Source organism: Microvirga yunnanensis (genome assembly GCF_025460875.1).
In genome coordinates, this window is the sequence record NZ_JAMXFI010000141.1 from 1 (window position 1) to 21,287 (window position 21,287).

Annotated in this window: 16 protein-coding genes; 6 read left to right on the top strand and 10 right to left on the bottom strand. The window is 67.6% G+C overall.

The annotated features are described in order from the left end of the window. Positions 1–408: 408 nt before the first annotated feature. Positions 409–1,653 carry an SGNH/GDSL hydrolase family protein gene (locus NF876_RS37600; protein WP_262273040.1) on the bottom strand — a complete coding sequence of 415 codons (1,245 nt, stop codon included), beginning with the start codon at positions 1,651–1,653 and terminating at the stop codon, positions 409–411. Positions 1,654–1,710: 57 nt separating this feature from the next. Beyond that, on the bottom strand, positions 1,711–2,937 hold the full coding sequence (locus NF876_RS37605; protein ID WP_262273041.1) for a lytic murein transglycosylase: 1,227 nt from the start codon (positions 2,935–2,937) through the stop codon (positions 1,711–1,713). A gap of 524 nt (positions 2,938–3,461) precedes the next feature. Here NF876_RS37605 and NF876_RS37610 point away from each other — a divergent pair. Both NF876_RS37610 and NF876_RS37615 read left to right on the top strand, forming a co-directional pair. Further along, the gene (locus NF876_RS37610; protein ID WP_262273055.1) at positions 3,462–4,328 is read left to right on the top strand and encodes a UTP--glucose-1-phosphate uridylyltransferase; all 867 of its coding nucleotides are present in this window, start codon (positions 3,462–3,464) and stop codon (positions 4,326–4,328) included. Between the two features lie 73 nt (positions 4,329–4,401). After that, positions 4,402–5,397, top strand: a complete 996-nt coding sequence (locus NF876_RS37615) for a KpsF/GutQ family sugar-phosphate isomerase (RefSeq protein WP_262273042.1) — start codon at positions 4,402–4,404, stop codon at positions 5,395–5,397. Here NF876_RS37615 and NF876_RS37620 read toward each other — a convergent pair whose 3' ends face one another. From NF876_RS37620 to NF876_RS37640, 5 genes are all read right to left on the bottom strand, one after another. Then, positions 5,398–5,847, bottom strand: coding sequence for an NfeD family protein (locus NF876_RS37620; protein ID WP_262273043.1), 450 nt, complete (start codon positions 5,845–5,847; stop codon positions 5,398–5,400). Continuing rightward, positions 5,844–6,827, bottom strand: a complete 984-nt coding sequence (locus NF876_RS37625; RefSeq protein ID WP_262273044.1) for an SPFH domain-containing protein — start codon at positions 6,825–6,827, stop codon at positions 5,844–5,846. Before NF876_RS37625 ends, NF876_RS37620 begins: the two co-directional genes overlap by 4 nt. A 278-nt stretch (positions 6,828–7,105) precedes the next feature. Then, positions 7,106–8,167: a ferrochelatase gene (gene hemH / locus NF876_RS37630; RefSeq protein WP_262273045.1), complete on the bottom strand. Its 1,062-nt coding sequence runs from the start codon at positions 8,165–8,167 to the stop codon at positions 7,106–7,108. A gap of 142 nt (positions 8,168–8,309) precedes the next feature. Beyond that, positions 8,310–10,517, bottom strand: coding sequence for an HWE histidine kinase domain-containing protein (locus tag NF876_RS37635; RefSeq protein ID WP_262273046.1), 2,208 nt, complete (start codon positions 10,515–10,517; stop codon positions 8,310–8,312). 236 nt (positions 10,518–10,753) lie between these two features. Further along, the gene (locus NF876_RS37640; protein ID WP_262273047.1) at positions 10,754–12,265 is read right to left on the bottom strand and encodes a bifunctional metallophosphatase/5'-nucleotidase; all 1,512 of its coding nucleotides are present in this window, start codon (positions 12,263–12,265) and stop codon (positions 10,754–10,756) included. A 198-nt stretch (positions 12,266–12,463) separates the two neighbouring features. Between NF876_RS37640 and ung the strand changes: the two genes are divergently transcribed. Next, a complete protein-coding gene (gene ung / locus NF876_RS37645; protein ID WP_262273048.1) occupies positions 12,464–13,171 on the top strand; it encodes a uracil-DNA glycosylase in 708 nt (235 codons plus the stop codon). Positions 13,172–13,275: 104 nt separating this feature from the next. Beyond that, on the top strand, positions 13,276–14,484 hold the full coding sequence (locus NF876_RS37650; protein ID WP_262273049.1) for an amino acid aminotransferase: 1,209 nt from the start codon (positions 13,276–13,278) through the stop codon (positions 14,482–14,484). A 77-nt stretch (positions 14,485–14,561) separates the two neighbouring features. On the opposite strand, the gene NF876_RS37655 is transcribed toward NF876_RS37650, so the two are convergent. Both NF876_RS37655 and NF876_RS37660 read right to left on the bottom strand, forming a co-directional pair. Next, positions 14,562–15,350, bottom strand: a complete 789-nt coding sequence (locus NF876_RS37655; protein WP_262273050.1) for a DUF2243 domain-containing protein — start codon at positions 15,348–15,350, stop codon at positions 14,562–14,564. Between the two features lie 133 nt (positions 15,351–15,483). Further along, on the bottom strand, positions 15,484–18,984 hold the full coding sequence (locus tag NF876_RS37660) for an indolepyruvate ferredoxin oxidoreductase family protein (RefSeq protein ID WP_262273051.1): 3,501 nt from the start codon (positions 18,982–18,984) through the stop codon (positions 15,484–15,486). 207 nt (positions 18,985–19,191) lie between these two features. Here NF876_RS37660 and NF876_RS37665 point away from each other — a divergent pair, with 207 nt between their 5' ends. Together NF876_RS37665 and NF876_RS37670 are read left to right on the top strand one after the other, a co-directional pair. Then, positions 19,192–19,833 carry a DUF1007 family protein gene (locus tag NF876_RS37665; RefSeq protein WP_262273052.1) on the top strand — a complete coding sequence of 214 codons (642 nt, stop codon included), beginning with the start codon at positions 19,192–19,194 and terminating at the stop codon, positions 19,831–19,833. Beyond that, positions 19,824–20,840: a nickel/cobalt transporter gene (locus NF876_RS37670; RefSeq protein ID WP_262273053.1), complete on the top strand. Its 1,017-nt coding sequence runs from the start codon at positions 19,824–19,826 to the stop codon at positions 20,838–20,840. Before NF876_RS37665 ends, NF876_RS37670 begins: the two co-directional genes overlap by 10 nt. A gap of 226 nt (positions 20,841–21,066) precedes the next feature. On the opposite strand, the gene NF876_RS37675 is transcribed toward NF876_RS37670, so the two are convergent. Continuing rightward, positions 21,067–21,287 (bottom strand): hypothetical protein (locus NF876_RS37675; RefSeq protein WP_262273054.1); only part of this gene is annotated, 221 nt, incomplete at its 5' end.

Here is a 21,287-nt window from a genome sequence, read left to right on the forward strand (position 1 = left end):
ACCACATACACACCACGTCATCACCGGGCTTGTCCCGGTGATCCCGCTTCGGAGAGGCGCCCCGCTTCACCTTATCGGGATGGCCGGCACAAGGCCGGCCATGACGTGCGGAGGGTGGCAGGAAGGGCGGAGGGTGCCATGACGTGGGGAGGGTGTTCGCACCGGCCCGTTTCACCTCTCCACGTCATCACCGGGCTTGTCCCGGTGATCTCGATCGGAAGAGAGCCGGGCGCATCGTGCGCACGAAAGCAGGCCGCTGACGCGGCTCTCCGGGTCCGCCCCGAACAATGTGCTAGAGCCTCGGACGTGAAAAGTGGAGACCACTTTCGGGATCAGATCCGATGCGTTCTCTTTGGATGAGAGCATCGTTGAGCGCGAAAAACCGGATCCACCTCACCGAAAAATGCTCTAAGGATTGGGCCAGCGGAAATCATCCGCGCGGCCGGGACGTGAGCCGGGGGCGATCCCCACCCGCAGCGCGCGCTGCACCGTGTAGGCGCTGTCCCCGGTCAGCTTCGGCGGGGCCGAAACCAGCGTTCCTCCGGGAGCCACGTCCTGGCGGGTCAGGGGCAGGACCGGTCCGACCAGCGGCTTCGAGGGCAGCGTGACCGGCACGGCGGCATCCGGCGGCGCCGGGATCGCCGCTTCGATGGAGGGCGCTGGGGACCCATCCGCCGGGGCGGTGTCGGCGGGTTTGGGCGCGGCAGCCGTCGCCGTTCCGCCCTGACCGAGAATCCGCTTGATCTCGGTATCGGCGAAGAAAGCGACCTTGCGCGCGCCGGCACGGGTGAAGAACACGCCCTCGTTGGTCCGCAGCTTGGCGGGCTCGCCGTCGACATCGGGCCCCTCGGCCGTGTAGCGGTTCTCGTCGTCGACGAAGCCCGGCCAGATGTCCACATAGGCGCCACCGCCGCGCTGGACGCTGTCCTTGTAGATCTCGTTGATGGCGACCAGATCCTCCGTCGCCTTGCTGTTCTTCATCGGCGGCAGGCCGATCCAGACGAAGGGGATCCTGCGCTCCCTGAACGTGTTCACGATGGCATCGACGCGCTGGCGGTAGAGGTCCTTCCAGCGGTCGGACAGGGGCTCGACATTGTCCTCGCCCTCGCGGATCGCCTGCCGGTCGCTCGCGCCGAGCATGACGACCGCCACCGTGGCCTTCTGCCCGCCGTCAAGGGTCGCCTTGATGAAATTGGGCCAGTCGGACGGATCGGTCCGCACGAGGCTGACGTCCCGGGTCTTCGGCACGACCGCCACATCCTGGTTCTCGGAGAAATGCGCATCGAGCCCCTGGCGGGCATAGCCGGCCAGGGCATCTCCGAACACCACCACCTGGGTGCTCGGATCGACCTTCGGCTTTTCCTGTTTCGCCACCGCGGCGGGTGGCGGGGCGGATCTGCGGGGGCGTGCGACGGGCGCGCGGGCGGCCGGCGGGGGTTCGTCGGGGACGCCGAAGAAGCGACGCAGGCTGAAGCCCTGCTGCGGCTGAGGCTGCGCGGGCTGCACGAGCTTTCCCGGATAATAGCCCGGCGGATAGGCCCGCAGATCGCGCTGGCCGGGCTGCTGGTAATACCCGGATTGGGCCATGGCGCCCCCGCTCCCGGCGAGAAACAGGGCGAGGGTCGCGCAGCGAAGGATCGGCACCAGGGTCATAGGCGGTTCCACTTCATTCCGGACCAGCCTTGAGTATAGAGCCTATTAGGAACTCCGTCAGCGGGTCGCGCGCAATTCGCGCAGGACCGCATAATCGGCATAGCCATCCGGGATCAAGCCACGGCGCAGCTGGAAGTTCCGAACGGCTTCCCGGGTCCTGGAGCCGAGCTTGCCGTCCGTGGTGCCTTCATAGAACCCGAGGCCGGCCAGCCGCTCCTGCAATTCCTGGCGCTGATCCTTGTCGAGCATGGGCTGATCCTTGGGCCAAGCCCCCTGGATCGGCAGCCCGCCCAGGACGCGGTCGCCGAGGTGGGCGACTCCCATGGCATAGGCGTCGGACGAGTTGTAGGCTTTGATGACGTCGTAGTTGCGGGTGACCAGGAAGGCGGGGCCGCCGGCGCCGCCCGGCAGGAACAGCGTGGCCTCGCCCGAGCGGGGCATCGCCTTTCCGTCGGCGCGCCGGACGCCCGCGGCCTGCCAACGGGCGAAGTCCTGCCGCAGATGCCGGTAGTCGAAGCCGCGCGGGAGCGCCACCTCGAAGCCCCAGGGCAGCCCCGGGTCCCAGCCGTGCTGCCGCAGGTAGTTGGCGGTGGACGCCATGGCGTCGGGCACCGAGGACCAGATATCCCGGATGCCGTCCCGGTTGCCGTCGACGGCGAACTTCATGAAGCTCGAGGGCATGAACTGGGTCTGACCCATGGCGCCGGCCCAGGATCCCAGCATCTTGGAGCGGTCGATGTGCTCGCCCTCGAGGATCTGAAGGGCGGTCAGCAGTTCCTCCCGGAAGAAGTCGCCCCGGTAGCCGGTATAGGCCAGGGTCGCCAGCGCCCGGACCGCATAGATCGATCCCGTGAAGCTGCCGAAATTGGTCTCCATGCCCCAGACGCCGAGCACGACCGACCGCGGGACCCCGTAGGTACGCTCGACCGCCGCCAGGGTCTTGGACCACTCGGCCGCCATGTCCTGACCGCGCTTCAGGCGCTGGGCCGAGATGGCGCCGTTGATGTAGTCCCAGATCGGCCGGACGAATTCCGACTGCTTCTTCGTGAGCGCGATGATCTTGCCATCGGGCTCGACGCCCCGGAACGCCTCCTCGAAGGTCGCTCGCGACACGCCCCGCGCCTTGGCCGCCGGCCAAATACCCTGCACGAAGCGCTGGAACTCGGCCTGGGAGGCTTCCTGCGCCTGCACGGGCAGAGGAATGCCGGCCGCACCTGCGGTGAGGCTCAGGCCGAGGAGGAGTGCGCCGGACATTCGGCGCACCAGGGACAGCGGCTGGCGCATGGACGTCGCTCACGGAAACAGGACAGATCTGCCCTGCCAATGCGACACTAAGCAGGTTAACAGGCGGTTGATAGCTCTCCCGTTCGAGAGTGCGTCCATATGTGCCCAGGGGCCGGCAACGGGACGTTAGAGCCTCGGACGTGAAAAGTGGACACCCCTTTTGGGGTTCATCCGAGGCTCCCTCTCTTGACCGGCGCACCGGATGAGGCGGACCCAGCGGGCCGCGCAAGCGACCCGAAGGGCCACGCCAGTGAAAACCGAGTCCACTTTTCGCTGACGCGGCCCTCTGGGTCCGTCCGATGCGCTAGGGCCGGGCGCTCTCCTCAAAACCGCCTCTGTTGGCAGCTCAACCACGGGAACTCAGCGTTCGTTCAGGTCCTTAGCTGCAATGAGGCGCACGCGACAACGAAACCTCGGTAAAACTCCGGCGTTGGAAGGTGCCGAAGCTTGACAATTACAGGTTCCCTTTTCCCCGTCCTGACTTAAATTACCCCTCCCTCGTGATGCTCAATATGGCCCGATCAATGAAGCGTATCCGCAAAGCAGTCCTTCCCGTCGCCGGTCTCGGCACCCGGTTCCTGCCTGCCACCAAGGCCGTCCCCAAGGAGATGCTCTGCGTCGTCGACCGCCCCGTGGTGCAGCATGTGGTGGATGAGGCGCGCGCCGCCGGAATCGAGCACTTCATCTTCGTCACCGGCCGCAACAAGGCGGTGATCGAGGACCATTTCGACATCGCCTACGAGCTGAACCGGACGCTGGAGAGCCGCAACAAGACGAAGGAGCTCGAGATTCTGGCCAAGGACCAGCCCCAGGCCGGACAGACGAGCTTCACCCGCCAGCAGGAGCCGCTCGGCCTCGGCCACGCGGTCTGGTGCGCCCGCGAGCTCGTGGGCGACGAGCCCTTCGCGGTGATCCTGCCCGACATGCTCAGCCGTGGCTCCATGGAACAGATGATCGCCGCCTACGACCGGCACGGCGGCAACATCATCGCCGTCGAGGAGGTGCCGGAGGATCAGACGCACCAGTACGGCATCGTGTCGGTCGGCCAGGAATTCGGCCAGACCTTCGAGATCACCGGCATGGTGGAGAAGCCCCCGAAGGGCACCGCCCCGTCCAACTACATCATCTCCGGCCGCTACATCCTGCAGCCCGGGATCTTCGACCTGCTCTCCACCCAGGAGCGCGGCGCCGGCAACGAGATCCAGCTCACCGATTCCATGATCCGCCTGATGAAGGATCAGCCGTTCTTCGGCATGAAGTACCAGGGCAAGACCTACGACACCGGCTCCAAGATCGGCTTCCTCATGGCCAACGTGGCCTATGCGCTGGAGCGCGAGGAGCTGTCCGCCGAGTTCCGGCGGGAGCTCGAGGCGCTGCTGCGGCAGAAATAGGCCAAGTCCACCGACATAGGCCAAGGACCGCCGAGGGTTCCTCATGCCTGCCCCTCTGTGCTAGAGGGCGGGCATGGCACTTGCAAAACCAGCCCCCCATTCCCCCGATCCCGCCGTCGCCTCGGCCCTGCGCACGCTCGAAACCGAGCGGGACGGCCTGACGATCCTGATGGAGGCCATCTGCAACGGCCTCGGCCCCCTCTTCACGGCCGCGGTCGAGACGTTGTCCGCCGCCAAGGGCCGGGTCATCGTGACCGGCATGGGCAAGTCCGGCCATGTGGGCCGCAAGATCACCGCCACCTTCGCGTCCACCGGGACGCCGGCCCATTCCGTGCATCCCGCCGAGGCGAGCCACGGCGATCTGGGCATGATCCAGACGGACGACGTGATCATCGCCCTGTCCTGGTCGGGAGAGACCGCGGAGCTTGCCGACATCATCGGCTATTCCCGGCGCTTCCGGGTCCCGCTGATCGCCCTCACGTCGAATGCTGAATCGACCCTCGGGCGCGCCGCCGACATCTGCCTGACCCTGCCCAAGGCCAAGGAAGCCTGTCCCAACGGGCTGGCGCCCACCACCTCGACCACCATTCAGCTCGCGCTCGGCGATGCGCTGGCGGTCGCCCTCCTGGAGAAGCGCGGCTTCACGGCGGAGCATTTCAAGGTGTTCCACCCCGGCGGCAAGCTCGGCGCCCGGCTCAAGCTGGTGCGCGACATCATGCACAAGGACGAGCGCCTGCCGGTCGTCGGCGTCGGGGGGCGCATGGACGAGGCGATCGGCGAGATCGGCCGCAAGGGCTTCGGGGCCGTGATCGTGGTGAACGACGACGGCACTCTCGCGGGCATCGTCACCGACGGCGACCTGCGCCGCAACCTGAAACCGGACCTCATGACCCTGCCGGTGACGGCGATCATGACCAGGACGCCGCGCACGATCGCCCCCGATGCCCTCGTGGCCACGGCTCTCGAGATGGAGGAGGCGTCCCGGATCACCGCCCTGATCGTGGTCGAGAACAACCGCCCCGTGGGCCTCGTGCACTACCTCGACCTGCTGCGGGCAGGCGCAGCCTGATCAGGGATCGTCGACCACCAGCGTCGCGCCCTCGACCCGGACGACGCGCACCTTGGCGCCGGCGAACCGGTCGGCGCCGGTCACCCGCCAGGAGCTGTCGTCCACCCGGATCCGACCCTCGCCGTCCTTGATCGGCGTCTCGAGGATGAAGACCCGCCCGACGAGGGATTGGCCGCGCTGATTGAGCGGCGTGGCCCCGGCGTCCGGCTGCGTCTTCGAACGGGTGGCGTACCGCCCCAGGATCACCGCTCCCACGGACAGGAGGGCGAAGAGGAGCGCTGCGGCCTGCCAGGACAGGCCGAGCACCGCATCCAGCAGTCCCGTGGCGATCGCCGCCAGGCCGAGCCAGAGGAAGAACGAGCCCGGCGCGAGAAGCTCGACCCCGATCAGGACGACGCCGAGGATGATCCACGCCCAGGCCCCGAGGCCGGTGAACGCGTCGGCGATCATGGGCGCTCGGCTCCGCCCGTGACCGTCGGGACGCTGCGGACAGGCTTGACCCCAGCCCCGCCCTCGCCGAAGACGGATCTGGTGAGTTCGGCGATGCCCCCGAGGGTTCCGGCGAGGCCCGCCGCCTCGATGGGCACGATCACCACCTTCTGGTTCGGCGCCGAGGCCAGCGCCCGGATCGCGTCGATGTATTTTTCCGCCACGATGAAGTTCGCGGCGGCGAGATCGCCCCGGGCGATGGCCTCGCTGACCATTCCGGTGGCCTTGGCCTCGGCCTCCGCCTGGCGCTCGCGGGCCTCCGCGTCCCGGAACGCCGCTTCCTTCCGGCCTTCGGCCGCCAGGATCTGCGACTGCTTCTGACCTTCGGCCCGCAGGATTTCCGCCTGGCGCAGACCCTCCGCCTCCAGAACGGCGGCGCGCTTCTCGCGCTCGGCCTTCATCTGCCGGGCCATGGCGCCGGCGAGATCCTGGGGCGGGAGGATGTCCTTGATCTCGACCCGGGTGACCTTGGCGCCCCAGGGGGAAGCTGCGGCATCCACGACCCGCAGGAGCCGCTCGTTGATCTCGTCGCGGTGGGAGAGAAGCTGGTCGAGATCCATGGAGCCCACGACCGTGCGGATGTTGGTCATGGTCAGGACCAGGAGCGCCTGGTTCAGATCCGCCACCTCATAGGAGGCCTTCGCGGCATCGAGCACCTGGTAGAAGGCCGCCGCATCGATGGTCACGCCGGCATTGTCCCGGGTGAAGGCCTCCTGGCTCGGAACGTCGAGCACCTGCTCCATGACGTTCACCTTTTTCCCGATCTGATCGATATAGGGCACGATCAGGCCGAGGCCCGGGGTGAGCGTGCGCGAGTAGCGCCCGAACCGCTCGACCGTATAGGCATAACCCTGGGGAACCGTCCGGATGCCCATGGCGATCGTCACCACGACGACGAGCACCAGAACGATGACGAAGATGTCGAAACCACTCAGCGGCATGAGCCCCCCGGGCAACCCCGTTGCAGAGGAGTCACGCTAGCGCAAACAGGCCTGGAGTCCTAGACCGCTGCCGTGCGAGAAGGCTGCCGACACCTTCGACCCTCCCTGGATCGCCGCCGCCCCTGGGTTATGGCCGGGCCGTCCCGGCGATCCCGATCCGGAAAGGCGCGGCGCCTCTCGGAAGCGGGATCACCGGCAAAAGGCCCGGTGATGACGGCGGGGCGAACCTCCCGTCGATCCGCGCAAGGGCTTTTCCTGCGCAAAGGCTTTTCAGCCGATCAGATCCACCCCTGAAGCTCGCGCTCGACGATGTGGTTGATGACCCGCATGCCGTCGTCGCTGTCGTTGAGGCAGGGCAGATAGGCGAATTCCTCGCCGCCGTTGTGCATGAAGATCTCGCGGTTCTCCCCGTTGAGCTCCTCCAGGGTCTCCAGGCAATCGGCCGAGAAGCCCGGGGCCACGATGGCCATGCGCTTCACGCCGCTCTTGGCGAGCGCCTCGACGGTCTTGTCCGTATAGGGCTGGAGCCATTCCGCCGTGCCGAAGCGGGACTGGAAGCTCATGCGGAACCGGTCCGGTGACCAGCCGAAGGCCTCCCGCATGAGGCGCCAGGTCTTCACGCACTGGCAATGGTAGGGATCGCCCTTCAGCAGGTATTCCTTGGGCACGCCATGGAACGATACGAGGATCACCTCCGGCTCGAAGGTGAGCTTCGCCAGCTCCTTCTTCATCGAAGCGACGACCGAGTCGATATAGACGGCGTCGTCGTGGTAGGGCGGCGAGACACGCACGGTCGGCTGCCAGCGCATGTCCATCAGCGCCCGGAAAGCCTGATCGCAGGCCGTCGCCGAGGTGGCGGCCGCGTATTGCGGGTAGAGCGGCACGAGAAGGATGCGGTCGCAGCCCTGATCGAGGAGCGCCTGGATGCGCTCGCGCACCTCGGGCTTGCCGTAGCGCATGGCCCAATCGACCGTGATCCTGTCGCCTGCGATGCGTTTCAGGTGCTCGGTGACCTTCGCCGCCTGGTTGCGGGTGATGGTCTTGAGCGGACCCTCGTCGCGCTCGTTGTTCCAGATCGTGGCGTAGTCGCGGCCCTTGGGGCCGGGGCGCTTGGTGAGGATGATCAGGTTGAGGATCGGCCACCACAGGAGGCGGGGTGTCTCGATCACGCGCCGATCGGAGAGGAACTCCTTCAGATAGGCGCGCATGGGCCAGTAGCTGGTGCCCTCGGGCGTGCCCAGATTCATCAGAAGCACGCCGATCCGCCCGGTTCGTACGGCCGGGTGGTCCACCGGGCGCACGCCCTGGCGAAGGTCGGTCAGACTCACACTCTCGTTCATCGATAGCCCCTTGGCCGCAGGATCAGAGATACGGATCCTGCTCTTTCTGCCGCTTAGATAGAAGTTTCAGGCTGTTCCGCCAACAGGACGCCTGACCGCATCGTCGCGGCCGGCTGCAAACAGGCTTTGCACGCCAGCCGGGTCAGACGCCCATTTCCGGGAATCGCGCCTGCTTGAGCACGGCGTCGATGGCAACACGCAATCCCGTCGGATTGAAATCGGTTTCCACCTTGGCGTTGAGCTGCGTGGCCAGCACCCGGTGCAGCAGGCGCGAGCCGAATCCCTGCCGGGTGGGGGCCGAGACGGCCGGGCCTCCCCGCTCCTCCCAGGTGAGCCTGAGCCGGGTCCCGTCCTCCGCCGGCTCGGCCTCCCAGGAGATGGCCACGCGGCCGCCGGGCGCCGAGAGTGCCCCGTATTTCGCCGCGTTGGTCGTCAGTTCGTGGATCGCCATGCCGATGGGCACGGCCGCCTCGGAGGGCAGGTCCACGGCCGGGCCGTCGAGGGTGATCCTTTCGCCCTGGGCATCGTTGTAGGGCCGAAGCTCCTTCTCCAGGATCTCGCGCAGGGACGCGGTCTGCCACACGGCCTCGGTCAGCAGCGAATGGGTGTTGGCGAGCGAGATGATGCGCCCGACGAAGGCCTGATAGAAATCGTCGATGCTCAAGGCGGAGCGCGCGGTCGCTCCCACCACGGCCTGGACCGTGGCCAGGGTGTTCTTCACCCGGTGATGGAGTTCGCGGATCAGAAGGGATTGCTGGGTCTGGGCCTGCTTGCGCTCCTCGATCTCGCCCTGCGCATTGCGGTAGAGGCGGCTGTTCTCGAGCGCGATGGCCGCCTGGGCGGTCAGGCCCGCCAGAAGGCGCTCCGCGCGGCGGTTGAACACGCCCGCCCTCTCGTGCCCGAAGACGAGAATGCCGTGGACGTCCCCCGTCCGCAGAACCACCGGTACGGCCAGGATGCTGCGGATGACCGGCGCGTCCGCCGTCGCATCCATCGTGAAGGGCGTGCCGTCGTGCCCCTGCTCCACGGCGATATTGTCGAGGCGAACCGTCTTGCCCTCCTGGAACGCCGCGGCGCAGATCTCCCGGATGTTCAGGAGGGCGAAGGCGTCGCGAAGCCCTGCGGGCTCGAACTTGCCGTAATGCTCCCTCCCCTCCTGGGAGGCACCGCAGAAGAAGGCGCCGAACTGTGCGTCGGTCAGCTCGATCCCGGCATCGACGACGCTCTCGATGATGCGGTCGATATCGAGTTCGGCCGCAAGCACGCTGCCCGTCCGGTTGAGGATCTCGAGCGCCGCGGTTTCCGTCCGCAACTCGCTTGTCCGCAGCGCCACCTGCCGCTCGAGCAGCGCCGCATTGGCGGCCTGCTCCTGGAACTGCTCGGACGCCAGCACGGTGAGCGCGAGCAGCGCCAGAAGGGCGATCAGCGCGAAGGCCCCGTAGAGCCGGGTCTGGATGAACCAGGGCGTCCAGTATGCATCTTCCGGCATGCTGACATTGATGTAGAGCGGCATCGCGCCCACCTGGCGATAGGCCCCGACACGCTCCTGGTTCATGCTGATGAAGGAATAGAGCCCGGCCCGGCCCGCCGAAGCGAGCGCCGCGTCGAGCGCCGCCTTGTCGATGGGCGCGAAGGAGAGGCCATCGGGCGGGGGCGGATGCTGCGCGATGACCGTGGCATCGGAGGCCCGCAACAGGGCGACCCGGCTGCCCTTCGGCAGTCGGATCTTCGACCAGTAATCGTAGAAGTAGGACAGGGAGACGGTGACCGCCGCCGTGCCGCCGAATTCCGTGCCGCCGTCCTGGAGACGGCGGCTGATCATGAAGGTCGGCGTCTTGGTGACCCGGCCCAGGATCGGCTCTCCGATGAACAATCCCTGGTCGGCGGCAACCTGAGCGTTGAAGACGTCCCGGCCGGACAGATTCGTTTCCGGGGCCGGGAACTGCGCCGATGTCAGGCGCAGTCGTCCGCTCGGATCATTGAGCCAGACGTCCTCGATATAGGGTAACGCCTCCTGAACCGCATGGATCTGCTGCCATAGGGCCGTCGAGCGTTCCACCTGGTCCCAGCTCTGTCCCTGCATGAGGGCGGTGGTCTGCTTCAGCGTCAGATCCGTCACCTCCAGGAGCCGGGCCGTGTGGTCCGCCAGAAAGAAGGCCGCATTTCGAAGGTCGTCCTCGTTGCGCTGGATCAGGCGGTTGCGCTGTTCCCAGGCGATGTAGCCGAAGGTCAGGAGAATGAACGCGACACCGAACAGGCCCATGAACAGAGTGAGCCGCCCGCGCGCAAGGGAGCGGCGGCGCCGCTTCTGGGACAGGCTCATCGATTCGGGGCGCGTGTAGTACTGCAAGGGGAGATCGCTTTTGAGTGGGAGATTCGCCGTTGCGCGGCCAGAATGGCACAGCAAACGCCTTTGATGGAGAGGGAATTTACGGCTCGCCTTCCGGTTGACCAGAGGCAGGCGAACTATCGCGCTGCAGACCGGCGACAAATGCGCCCGAACGTCACGTCCGCTACAATGTTCAACGAAAATGCGCCGGGGCTCGCAGCAGCCCCGGCGCAGCAGCGATCGCCGACCGGATTCGATCAGCGCAGGACGACGCGGCCCTCGACCTTCGGGGCCACTTTCCCGGCCTTGGCCACGTAATCGATCACCTGGCTGGCCATCAGCTGGCTCGCCGAGACGTCGACCAGCGACTTGGCTTCCGTGAACACCCGGTAGCCGTCGCCGCCGCGAGCCATGAAGTCGTTGGTGGCGAGCTTGTAGGTCTTGGCGGGATCGAGCGGCTCGCCGTTGATCTTGACCGATTTCACCCGGCTGCCGACCGGCTCCTTCACGTCGACCTCCGCCACGATGCCGGAGACCTGCGGGAAGCGGCCGCCGAGCTCGCGCACCTGGCTGACGCCGTTCTCGAGCGCGGCCTTGATCTGCGCGCCCGTGACCTCGAGCAGCACCGTGGTGTTGCCGAAGGGCATCTCGGCCAGGATGTGGCGGCGGGTCAGCTTCTGGCCGGCCTCGTACTGCTTGTCGGCGCGCAGGCCGCCGCCATTGGTGATGGCCACATCGGCGCCGACCGAGGCCTTCAGGGCGTCGGCCACGAGGTTGCCCATGGCGGCCTCGCCTCCGCGCACGGTGGCGCGGCGGCTGTCGAGGGGCGTTTCCGTCACGCCGATCTCCACGTCGAGTTCCTTGGAAAGCTTGTCCTCGTAGCCCTTCACCACGGCCTCGATCTCCGGATCGGGCTTCACCGTGGCGCTGTCGACGATGCGGAAGTTCGGCGTCCAGGACACGGTGGTCTTGCCGTCCTTGGCGGCCTTCGTCACGGCGAGCTCCGTCACGACGACGTAATTCCCCTGGGACTCCGATTCGGTCAGCGTGACCTTGCCGTCGTAGAAGGCGAGCAGGTGCTCGTCATGGCCGCCGATGATCACGTCGACCCCGGCCGAGCGGGCGATGATCATGTCCACCTCGAGGGGCGTGTGGGCAACCGCCACGACGATGTCGGCCCCCTTTTCACGCAGCTCCTTGGCCTTGGCGCGGGCCGTGTCGATGGTGGAGGAGAACTTGATGGTGCCGGGGCTCGAGGCGATCGGCGTGTCCTCCGTGGTGAGGCCGAAGAAGCCGACCTTCACGCCCTGCACGTCGATCATCTTGTCCGGCTTGGTGTTGGCCGGAAGGCCGTTCCCGTCGACGATGTTGGTGGCGAGCACGTCGAACTTGGCCTCCGCCATGCGGGCCCGGAACGCGGCGTCGCCCAGGTCGAATTCGTGGTTGCCCGGCGCCATGGCGTCGACGCCCATCCGGTTCAGGATGTCGATGATGTGGGCGCCCTTGTCGAAGCCCGACAGGAGCGACGGGGAGATGGTGTCGCCTGCATGGATGAAGAAGGCATTGCCCTTGGCCTTCTCCTCCTTGATCACGGTGGCGAGCCTGGCGAAGCCGCCGCGGCCCTTCTCCGGGCTCATGCGGTCGATGTCGTTGGTCTGGACGAAGCGGATGGTCACGGCCTCCTGCGCCAGGGCCGTGCCCGACAGAAGCATGGACAATCCGAGAAACCCGGCGCGGAACGCAGCGGAAGGGCGGCTCTGAAACATCATGAAGGTCCTCGTAGAAGGTTGGAACCGCGGGTGATAACCCTGGAACCTAGACCGGCAACGTGTCACAGAAGTAACATCCTGTCGACGCCCTCGGCGCCCGGTTCCGCGGCACGCCTGATGCCTTTTTCAGCGAACGCCGCCGTCTCGGTTAGCCGGCGCAGCAACCATGCCCCGCCTACCGGAAAGACGCGCCCATCCATGACCGGACCCATCACCCGAGCCCTCGCCGAGTTCCGCGCCAAGCCCACGGCCGCCGGGTGGCTGCAACTGCCCTTCTTTCAGGATGGGAGCGCCGAGGCGGTCGCCGCCAAGGTCGATGCGGTGATCGCCGCGGGCGCGCAGGTGCTGCCCCCGCCCGAGGCCGTGTTCACCAGCATCTCCCTGACGCCTCTCGAGGGGGTCAAGGTGGTCGTGCTCGGCCAGGATCCCTATCCGGCGCCGGGCGATTCCCATGGCCTCGCCTTCTCCTATCGCGGCTCGCGGCGGCTGCCGGCCTCCCTGCGCACCATTCTGGCCGAGATGGCCGAGGACCTGGGCGTGCCGATGCCGACATCGGGCGACCTGTCGAAATGGGCCCGGCAGGGCGTGCTGCTCATCAACACGGCGCTGACGGTCGAGGCCGGGCAATCGGGCGCGCACATGAAGTTCGGCTGGTCCGCCCTGGTCGACCAGGCGATCGCGGCGATCTCGGCACGGCAGCCCGCCGTCGTCTTCCTTCTCTGGGGCGGCCCGGCCCGCAAACGGGCGGCGCTGGTCGACCGGACGAAGCATCTCGTGATCGAGGCGGGCCATCCCTCCCCGCTCAACCGGCTCAACGACTTCAGAGGCACGAAGCCCTTCAGCCGCGCGAATGCCTGGCTCGTCCAGAAGGGGCTCGAGCCGGTGGATTGGCGGCTCGACCCTTGAGGCTCGACGAAGGCGCTTGCCGAGAGACCGCTCCAAGGGATAGGTCTCCCTCACGCGCAATGATGCGGTCGGGGCTGCCCGCCGCGACAGGCTTGGAGATCATCATGACGGAATCCCTGTTCGGACAGGTCGAGCCCTTCGCCGGCGACCCGATTCTCTCGCTCAACGACAGCTTCAAGGCCGATCCCCGGTCCGAGAAGGTGAATCTGAGCATCGGCGTCTACACGGACGAGACGGGCCGGCTTCCGGTGCTGGGCGCGGTCAGGGCCGCCCATGAGCGCGCCGGGTTCGCCGAGCGGCCATATCTCCCCATGGAGGGGCATGCGCTCTATCGCGAGGGCGTCCAGACGCTCGTCTTCGGCGCCGGTCATCCGGCTCTCGCCGACGAGCGCGTCGCGACGATCCAGACCCTCGGCGGCACGGGGGCGGTCGGCATCGCGGCCGATTTCCTCGCCAAGCACACCCCGGGCCGCACCGTGCTCGTCAGCGATCCGACCTGGGAGAACCACCACGGGCTGTTCCAGCGCGCGGGCTTCGAGACGGCCACCTATCCCTATTGGAACAGCGCCAGCCGGGCCGTGGACTTCGACGGCATGGTCAAGGCGCTCGAGGCGGCGGAGAGCGGCTCCATCGTGGTGCTGCAGCCCGTCTGCCACAACCCGACCGGCGTCGACCTCGACGAGCGCCAGCAGGCGGCCGTCACCGACGTGCTGATCGCCAAGGGCCACATCGTGGTGTTCGACATGGCCTACCAGGGCTTCGGCACCGGCCTCGACGAGGACGCCGCCTTCGTGCGGCGCTACGCGGAGCGCGCGAGCTGCCTCGTGGCCAATTCCTTCTCGAAGAACTTCTCGCTCTACGGCGAGCGCTGCGGGGGCCTGAGCGTCGTCTGCCGGGATGCCGGCGAGGCCGAGCGGGTGCTCGGGCAGCTGAAGCTCGCCGTGCGCCGCAGCTATTCGAGCCCCCCGATGACCGGCGGACTTCTCGTGGCGACCGTGCTCGGCAACGATGATCTGCGCACGCAATGGGCCGGCGAGGTCGAGACGATGCGCACCCGCATGGATTCCATGCGCAAGCGCCTCGCCGACGCGATCCGCGCCCTGTCGAACGAAGTCGATGTGGGCTTCCTGCTCAATCAGCGCGGCATGTTCAGCTACACGGGCCTCAGCGAGGCGCAGGTCCGCGCCATGCGCGAGCGCGACGGCGTCTATCTCGTGGGGTCGGGCCGCATGTGCGTAGCGGGCCTCAACGAGGCGAACGTGCCGAAGGTGGCGAAGAGCTTCGTCGAGGCCGCGCAGGCGGCACGGGGCTGAGCCCCCGAGGCCGGCGGCAGCAGGAAGGGGCGGGTCCAGGCCGCTCCCTCCTTCGCGGCCTTGTCCGAATAGCGACGTCAGGTGCGCAGATTGCCGAAGCAGCCGGGCGGCAAGCCTGCCCCGCTCACCAGGATGGCGCCTTCGCGAAACAGCCGCCATCCCGATGCCCCGGCGAGGCGGATCACCACGAGCTCGCCGGTCCGATCCGTCCAGACGAGCTCGCCCTCGACGGACGCCACGGCCCTCATCACCTGCGCCTGGTCGGTTCCGGGCGCGAACAGCACCGTCGTGAACGCGCCGCCCCGAGTGTCCAGCGCCTGAAGGCCTGCGGCGGCCACCAGAAGGGCTACCGTCGCGCGTGCCGCCGTGGTCGACCGCGGTTCTCCGTCACCGTTGCGACCGGGCCTGCGCCCCATCGTCCATCCGGCGATCATCGGCACGAGACCGAAGATCCCGAACCATGCGAGATCCCAGACCAGGGGCCGGGGGCTGTCCATGCGGATGCGATGGATTCCGAGCGTCCAATGGGACAGGACCACGTCGACCCCGTGCCACAGGCCGAAGCCGATCAGCAGGCCGGCCAGCAGGAGGCGGCCGGATCCCCGTTTCGAGGTTGCGAGCAGCCAGAGGCCCACGGCCGCGATCAGGTACATCAGCGCATGGAAGTACCCGTCCGCGGCAACCTGGAAGCGCAGGTTGTCCGGATCGATGGCGCTGAGAAGATGATGCCACTGCAGGATCTGGTGCAGCAGGATGCCGTCGAAGAACCCGCCGAGGGCGAAACCCAGCAGACATCCTGACCAGCGCGGGCGCGGGTCGCGCGGGCGCTGGTCGCGCGGGCGCGGGTCGGCTCCAGGTGCCTCCATGCCCATCCTCCATCATGCGCCGGCCGCGTCGCGCGTGCGACCGCAAGGTGCCCGGCCCGGCACGTCAAGCCGGGCACCGGTCCGATGTTCCATGACGAGCGGCTCCGGCTGATCCGCCGGAACCGGAGGACGTTCACTCCGCGGCGATCGGCAGCGTTTGCGGGCCGGCGCGGAACTTGGCCAGGAGATCCGCCTCCTCGGCCTTCGCGGCTTCGAGATTCCGCTCCTTGACGTGGCCGAAGCCGCGGATCTTCTGCGGGATGCCCGCGAGCGCGATCGCCACGGCATGATTGCCGGCATCGAGCTTCGCCACGATCTCGTCGATCCGCTCCTCGAACTCGCGGACGAGCCGGCGCTCGGTGCGGCGTTCGTGGGTGTAGCCGAAGACGTCGAGCGGCGTGCCGCGCAAGGCCCTGAACTTGGCCAGAGCGCCCATGGCCTTGAGCATCCACGGGCCGAAGCTCATCTTGCGCGGCAGGCCGGTGACCGGATCCTTCTTGGCGAGGATCGGCGGCGCCATGTGGAACTCGTAGCGCAGGTTCTCGCCCTCGAACGCGGAGGCGACCTGCTTCTCGAAATCCCCGTTCGTGTAGAGACGCGCGACCTCGTACTCGTCCTTGTAGGCCATGAGCTTGAACAGGGAGCGCGCCACCGCGTCGGCCAAGGCGGTCGAACCCGGCACCGCCCCCTCCTCCGCCGCACGCACACGCTCCACGAGGGCGCTGTAGCGGCGGGCGTAGCGCCTGCTCTGATAGTCCGTAAGGAACGCCACCCGCCGCCCGACGACTTCGTCGAGCGTCTCGGAGAGCTTGCGCGACTCGGTCGGCGCCTTGAGCTCGCCCATCATGGCGGCGATCCGCTCCGGCTCGGCGGCCGCGCGGCGCCCCCAGGTGAAGGCGGCCAGATTCATCTTCACCGCCTCGCCGTTGAGCTCGATCGCCTTCTCGATGGCAGCCCCCGAGAGCGGGACGCGGCCGGTCTGATAGGCATAGCCCAGCATGAACATGTTGGCCGCGATGGCATTGCCCAGGAGCGCGGTGGCAATCGCCGTCGCGTCGACGAAGGACACGCCCCCCTGCCCGGCCGCCGACTTGATCGCCCGCTTCAGGCGCTCGGTCGGCAGGGAGAAATCCGCATTGCGGGTGAACTCGCCCGGCATGACCTCCGCCGTGTTCACCACGAGCCCGGTCTGCCCCTGCTTCACGGAGGCCAGCACCTTCTTGGTGCCGGTCACCACGAGATCGCAGCCGAGCACGAGATGCGCGGACTCCGCGCTGACCCGGATGGCGTGGATGTCGTCCTGGTGGTTGGCGAGCCGCACATGGCTGTAGACCGCGCCGCCCTTCTGGGCGAGGCCCGCCATGTCGATCATGCCCAGCCCCTTGCCCTCGAGATGGGCGGCCATGCCGAGGATCGCCCCGATGGTCACGACACCGGTGCCGCCCACGCCCGTCACGATCACGTTGAAGGTGCGGTCGATGGCCGGAATGGCCGGATCGGGCAGCGGCTTGAACGTCATGCCGTCCGTCGCGGCGGCCTCGGGCACGGCCTTCCTGATTTTGGCCCCGTGGACCGTCACGAAGGACGGGCAGAAGCCCTGCACGCAGGAGAAGTCCTTGTTGCAGTTGGACTGATCGATCTGGCGCTTGCGCCCGAACTCGGTCTCCACCGGCTGGACGGCGACGCAGTTCGACTGCACCGAGCAGTCGCCGCACGCCTCGCACACGAGATCGTTGATGATCACGCGCTTGTCCGGATCCGGGAACTCGCCGCGCTTGCGGCGGCGGCGCTTCTCGGACGCGCAGGTCTGATCGTAGATCATCACCGTCACGCCCGGGATCTCCGCGAGCTGGCGCTGCACCGCGTCGAGCTCGCTGCGGTGGTGGATCGTCATGCCGGCCGGCCAGCGGATCTCCTTCGGGTACTTGTGGGGCTCGTCGGTCACGAGGGCGATGCGCTCCACGCCCTCCTCGCGCACCTGACGGGCGATCATGTCGACGGTAAGCCCGCCCTCGTGCTGCTGCCCGCCGGTCATGGCGACCGCGTCGTTGAAGAGGATCTTGTAGGTGACGTGGGTCCTGGTGTGGATCGCCCAGCGCAGGGCCAGGATGCCCGAATGATTGTAGGTGCCGTCGCCGAGGTTCTGGAACACGTGGCCGCGCTTGGAGAACGGCGCTTCGCCGATCCAGTTCGCGCCTTCGCCGCCCATCTGGGTGAAGCCCTCGGTGGAGCGGTCCATCCACTGCACCATGTAGTGGCAGCCGATGCCCGCATAGGCGCGCATGCCCTCGGGCACCTTGGTGGACGAGTTGTGCGGGCAGCCCGAGCAGAAATGCGGCACGCGGGTCGCCACGTCGCCGGTCGTCGCCAGCACGTCCTGCGCGTGACGAAGGCGGGCCACGCGGCCGCGCAGGTCGTCGTTGTTGTGGTACGCCAGCAGCCGCTCGCCGATGACGACCGCGATGTCGTTGGGATCGAGCGCGCCCTTCACGGGGAAGAGCCAGCGGCCCTCCTCGTCCTTCTTGCCGATGCAGAGCGGCTGGTTGGCGGTGCCGTAGAGTTCCTCGCGCAGCTGCACCTCGATGAGGGAGCGCTTCTCCTCGACGACGATGACCTTGTCGAGGCCGCGCGCGAAATCCGCGAGCTCGGCCTGGGACAGGGGCCACGGGCACGCGACCTTGTAGAGGCGAAGCCCCATGTCGTTCGCCTTGACCTCGTCGAGGCCGAGCTCGTCGAGGGCCTGGCGCACGTCGAGATAGGACTTGCCGACCGTGATGATGCCGATCTTCGGATTCCGGCCGCCGGACAGCACGATGCGATTGAGGTTGTTGGCGCGCACGAAGGCCAGCATGGCGTCGCGCTTGAAGTCCTGGAGCCGCGCCTCCTGGTCGAGGACGCCGTCCCGGTTGCGGATGTTGAGGCCGCCCGGCGGCATGGCGAAGTCATCCGGGATGACGATCTTCACCCGGTCGAGCGACGCATCGACCGAGGCGGTCGACTCGATGTTGTCCTTCACGCATTTGAACGCCACCCAGGTGCCGCAGAAGCGGCTCATGGCATAGCCGTAGAGGCCGTAATCGAGGATCTCCTGAACGCCCGCCGGGTTCAGGATCGGGATCATCACGTCGACGAAGTGGAATTCGGACTGATGGGCCACGGTGGAGGATTCCGCCGTGTGGTCGTCGCCCATCAGGGCCAGCACGCCACCATGTTTGGAGGAGCCGGCCATGTTGGCGTGGCGGAAGACGTCGCCGGAGCGGTCGACGCCCGGCCCCTTGCCGTACCACAGGCCGAAGACGCCGTCATATTTGCCGTCGCCTCGGATCTCCGCCTGCTGCGAGCCCCAGACCGCCGTGGCGGCGAGTTCCTCGTTCAGGCCCGGCTGGAACACGATGTTGGACGCCTCGAGCCATTTGCGGGCACGCCAGAGGTTCTGGTCGAGGCCGCCGATGGGCGAGCCGCGATAGCCGGACACGAAGCCCGCCGTGCTGAGGCCCGCCAGCCGGTCCCGCTCGCGCTGCATGAGCAGCATGCGGATGACCGCCTGCGTGCCGGTGATGAACACGTGATCCTTGGACAGGTCGTATTTGTCGTCGAGCGTGACGTGACGGAGCGCGCCATGACCTTCGGTCATCATCCGTTTCCTCCTGGAGCCATGGCTCCGCTGCCGGTCTTCCGGTCTATTCTGGTGAGATACGTCAGTAATGCTGACATATCTTCCGGAGGCCGTCAATCGATGCTCCGGTCACGCCTTCGTTTCGCCTCTGTTAACCACGAAACCGGCATACCGCTCCCGGTCTCCGGGTTTTTGCCGGACGCGTCGCTGTTCCAGGGTCCCTGCATGACACTTCGTCTTGGTCTGAAATCCGCCCTGGCGGCTCTTGTCCTGAGCGTCGCCTCGCCGGCCCTCGCCCATCCCCATGTCTGGGTCACGGCCAGGGCCGAGATCGTGTTCGCGCCCGACGGGAAGGTGACGGGCGTGCGCCATCACTGGACCTTCGACGAGGCCTATACGGCTTACGTGACCCAGGGTCTCGACACCAATGGCGACGGCAAGCTCTCCCCGGAGGAGCTTCAGGATTTGGCGAACGAGAACGCCGCCTCCCTGAACGAGTTCGATTATTTCACGGTCCTGAAGGCCCGCGGCAAGCCGCAGAGCTTCGATCCGCCGCGCGAGGCCCGGATGAGCATGGAGAAGACCCAGGTCGCCATGTCGTTCTTCCTGCCGCTCAAGGCGCCGGCGGCCCCCTCGGGCGCCGTCTCCATCGAGATCGAGGACCCGACCTTCTTCGTCTATTTCAGCCTGTCGGACGGCCAAGCGGCCATCGCGCTCGCCAATGCCCCGCAGGGCTGCGTGACGAGCATCGCCAAGGCCAAGCCGCTCGAGGCCTCCATGCAGCAGATCCTGCAAAGCGAAGGCGCGCTCCAGCCCCAGGATGTCGGGGTCGAGTATTCCAACCGGGCGATCATCGCATGTCCCTGACATCGGATGTGCCTGCCGTCCCGGGCGCGGGACCGACGCCCCTGCGGCGCCGCCTCGGCCTCGCGCTGGCGGCCGTGGCGATCGTCGCCCTGGCCATGGGGCTGATCGGCCTGTGGCTCGGCCCCGTCGGCAAGGCGCCGCCGCGCAACCCGTTCGGCATGGGCCTGCGCGAAGCCACGCCGTCGGGCAGCATCGGGGCCTGGATCCTGTCCGTGCAGTCGGGCTTCTACGGCAGCCTCCAGGCGGGCGTGCGGGCCATGAAGGAGAACGGCTCCGCCCTGTTCTCCCTGCTGCTCGTGGGCTTCGCCTACGGGGTCTTCCACGCGGCCGGGCCCGGGCACGGCAAGGGCGTGATCTCGGCCTATCTCGTGGCCGACGAGAAGGCCCTGCGCAAGGGATTCGCCCTGAGCCTGGCGGCCGCCCTCGTGCAGGCCCTGGTCGCCATCGCGATCGTGGCCGTCGTGAGCCTCGCGCTGCGCGCCACCGCGTCCACCATGAACAGGCTCGCCATGAACGTGGAGGTGGCGAGCTTCCTGGCCGTGGCCCTGCTCGGCGCTCTCATGACCTGGCGCAAGGCCGGCAAGGTTCTCGGCGTGATGGCCCTTGCCCGCAACCCCTATGCCGCCGTCGAGGAGGGTTGCGACCACGTCCACATGCCGCCGCCGCAGGAACTCAGCCGCCTGAGCGGCTGGCGCGACATGGCCGGCGTGGCGGTCGCGGCCGGCATCCGGCCCTGTGCGGGCGCCCTCATCGTGCTGGTCTTTTCCCTGTCCCAGGGCCTCTTCGCGGCCGGTGTCGCGGCGACCTTCGCCATGGCGCTCGGCACGGCGCTCACCACGGGCGCCATCGCGGCGCTCGCGGTCTTCTTCAAGGCCATGGCCCTGAGGGTCGCGGGCGGACGCGGAGCCTCGGGCGCCATCGCCATCGCGGGCCTCGAGCTTCTGGCCGCCGCCTTCGTGCTCGTGCTGGGAGGAAGCCTGCTCTACGGCCTGTGGGCGGCGGGCTAGAACATCGGACGTGACCCAGAGGGCCGCGTCAGCGACCCGAAGGGCCACGCCAGTGAAAAGGCGACCCAGGTTTGGGATCGACCCGAGGCTCCAGCTCTTGGCCGGTGCATCGTTGAGTGCGGACCCGGGGGGCCGCGCCAGCGACCCGCTTTCGTCCGCAGAATGCGCTCGGGGGTGGTCCGATCGAGGTCACCGGGGCAGGCCCGGCGATGATACCCTCCGCACGTCATGGCCGGCCAGTCATGACCCACCTCTCGCCGGCCATCCCGATAAGGTGAAGCGCGGCGTTCCCAACGATCGAGATCACCGGGACAAGCCCGGTGATGACGTGGAGAAGATGGTCAGGGCCGGTGACAACACCCTCCCACGTCATGGCCGGCCTTGTGCCGGCCATCCCGATTGTCTGAAGCGCGGCGCCTCTCGTATCGGGATCACCGGGACAAGCCC